2 protein-coding genes are annotated in these 2,575 nt (G+C 65.9%); both read left to right on the top strand.

Annotated features, from left to right (window positions below; genetic code table 11):
- The first annotated feature begins 108 nt into the window (after positions 1-108).
- Complete coding sequence (gene istA, locus ACP7C5_RS19125) at positions 109-1,596, top strand: IS21 family transposase (RefSeq protein ID WP_426265505.1); 1,488 nt, start codon at positions 109-111, stop codon at positions 1,594-1,596.
- On the top strand, positions 1,593-2,453 hold the full coding sequence (gene istB / locus ACP7C5_RS19120) for an IS21-like element helper ATPase IstB (protein ID WP_426265504.1): 861 nt from the start codon (positions 1,593-1,595) through the stop codon (positions 2,451-2,453). Before istA ends, istB begins: the two co-directional genes overlap by 4 nt.
- The last annotated feature ends 122 nt before the right edge of the window (positions 2,454-2,575 follow it).

Genomic DNA, 2,575 nt, shown 5'->3' with positions numbered 1-2,575 from the left:
TGGATGCGCCGGTGACAAAGCAGGCCATCGGAACGCCGGCGCGGTGCTGAGCGTGGCGGAGTAAAATCCAGCCGTTGGTAAGGCTGCTTCTTTTAGGAGCGGCCGGGGATGTTTGGCGTGGAGAGTTATGCCGCCGTTCGGCGCTTCGTGTTCGTTGAGGGTCACAGCCGTCGGGAGGCGGCGCGTGTGTTCGGGCTGAACCGGGAGACGGTGGCCAAGATGTGCCGGTTCTCGTTGCCACCGGGATATACGCGCAAGGAACCGGCGGCGAAGCCGAAGCTGGGGCCGCTGCTGCCGGTGATCGATGCGATCCTGGAGGCTGACCGGACAGCGCCTGTGAAGCAGCGGCATACGGCCAAGCGGATCTTCGAACGGCTGCGCGACGAGCATGGCTTTGCCGGCGGATATACCGTGGTGAAGGATCATGTCCGGCTTTGCCGGGCGCGCGGCCGCGAGACGTTCGTGCCGCTGGCACACCCGCCGGGCCATGCGCAGGTAGATTTTGGCGAGGCGGTCGGCGTGATCGGCGGGGTGCGCCAGAAGATCCACTTCCTGTGCATGGACCTGCCGCAGTCGGATGCCTGCTTTGTGAAGGCCTATCCGCGCGAGACGACGGAGGCGTTCCTCGACGGGCATGTGTCGGCGTTCGCGTTCTTCGGCGGCGTGCCGCTGTCGATCCTGTACGACAACACGACGATCGCGGTGGTAAAGATCCTGGGCGACGGGAGGCGCGAACGCACGCGTGCCTTCACCGAGTTGTGCAGCCATTACCTGTTCCGCGATCGCTTCGCGCGACCGGCCAAGGGCAACGACAAGGGCAAGGTCGAAGGGCTGGTCAAGTTCTCGCGCGCCAACTTCATGGTGCCGGTCCCGCACGCTGCCAGCTTCGACAATCTGAACATTATGCTGGAAGAGCGCTGCCGCGCTCGACAGCGCGATCATGCCGGCCGCCATGCCGAGACGATCGGCGAGCGTCTAGTGGTCGATCGCGCAGCGCTGCGACCGCTGCCGGCGGTGCCGTTGGAGCCCTGCGAGAAGCGCAGCGGGCGGGTCTCGTCGATGGCGCTCGTGCGCTATCGGGCCAACGACTACTCAGTGCCGACCGCTTACGGCTTCCAGGACGTGGTGGTGAAGGGCTTCGTCGCCGAGGTGGTGATCCTGTGCGGCGGCAAGGAGATCGCTCGCCACCAGCGGTGCTATGGCGAGGGCGTGTTCGTCGCCGACCCGCTCCACTATCTGGCGCTGATCGAGACCAAGCCCGGCGCGCTCGACCAAGCCGCAGCGTTGCAGGGCTGGGCGTTGCCGGATGTGTTCCAGCACCTGCGACACCTGCTCGAAGCTCGGATGGGCAACCGGGGCAAGCGTGAGTTTATCCAGGTGCTGCGCCTGCTGGAGGCGCTGCCGCTCGACGTCGTCACGGGCGCGGTGACCCATGCGATCCAGATCGGTGCGGTCGGGTTCGATGCGATCAAGCTGATCGCGCTGGCGCGCATCGAGCGGCGACCCGCCCGGCTCGACCTGGCGGCCTATCCGCACCTGCCGCGAACAGCGGTGAAGACGACCTCGGCCGCCGACTACGCGGTGCTGGCGGCATGAGCGGCGCACCTGATACGATGCCGGTCGGCACGATGAGCGGCACGCCGCAGGTGCTGCTGGCCCATCACCTCAAGCAGTTGAAGCTGCCCACCGTGCTGCGCGAGTATGACAAGGTGGCCCGCGAGTGCGCGCACGATGGCACCGATCACCCGCGCTATCTGTTGCGGCTTATCGAGCTCGAGCTGATCGATCGCGAACGGCGCACGATCGAGCGGCGCATCCGGGCGGCACGGTTCCCGGCGGTGAAGAGCTTCGACACGTTCGAGTTTACCGCCATCCCGAGCCTCAACAAGATGCTCGTGCTGGAGCTTGCCCGCTGTGAGTATGTTCTGCGGCGCGAGAACATCATCGCGCTAGGCAACAGCGGCACGGGCAAGACGCATGTCGCGCTCGCCCTCGGCCTGGCCGCCTGCCAGAAGGGCTTTACGGTGACGTTCACGACCGCGGCGGCGCTGGTCAGCCAGCTGCTGGAAGCGCGCGACGAACGCTGCCTGCTGAAAATGCAGCGCGACCTTGCCGCGGTGAAGCTGCTGATCATCGACGAGCTTGGCTATGTGCCGCTGTCACCCACGGGCGCCGAGTTGCTGTTCGAGGTGTTCTCCCAAAGATATGAGCGTGGCTCCACGATCGTCACCTCCAACCTGCCGTTCGAGGACTGGACCCAGGTGCTGGGCAGCGAGCGCCTCACCGGCGCGCTCCTCGACCGGCTCACCCACCACGTCAGCATCCTGACGATGAATGGCGACAGCTACCGGCTGAAGCAGTCCGCCGGGCGCCGACGCTCCGCCGCCAGGGCGGAGCAAAACCAGACCACCGAGATTATCGACCCCGAAACCGGCGAGATCACCCCCGCGTGATCGACGACGACAACGATATGAAGAGGGCCCCGATCGGGGCCCTCTTCATATCGTCAGGCCCGCATCAACAATGGCCTGCTTTTACTCCGCCCCGCTGGCCTGGAATCCGACCGGCGTTGACA

Origin of the sequence: Sphingomonas sp. PWP1-2 (genome assembly GCF_049898305.1) — a bacterium.
Classification (GTDB): domain Bacteria; phylum Pseudomonadota; class Alphaproteobacteria; order Sphingomonadales; family Sphingomonadaceae; genus Sphingomonas; species Sphingomonas glacialis.
The sequence above is the reverse complement of the archived record's forward strand: the minus strand, read 5'-3'. Positions and strand labels throughout refer to the sequence as shown.

What these genes read in the sequence shown, in the direction of transcription:
- istA (WP_426265505.1), top strand. Translation starts at nt 109, where the DNA reads ATGTTTGGCGTGGAGAGTTATGCCGCCGTTCGGCGCTTCGTGTTCGTT.
- istB (WP_426265504.1), top strand. Translation starts at nt 1,593, where the DNA reads ATGAGCGGCGCACCTGATACGATGCCGGTCGGCACGATGAGCGGCACG.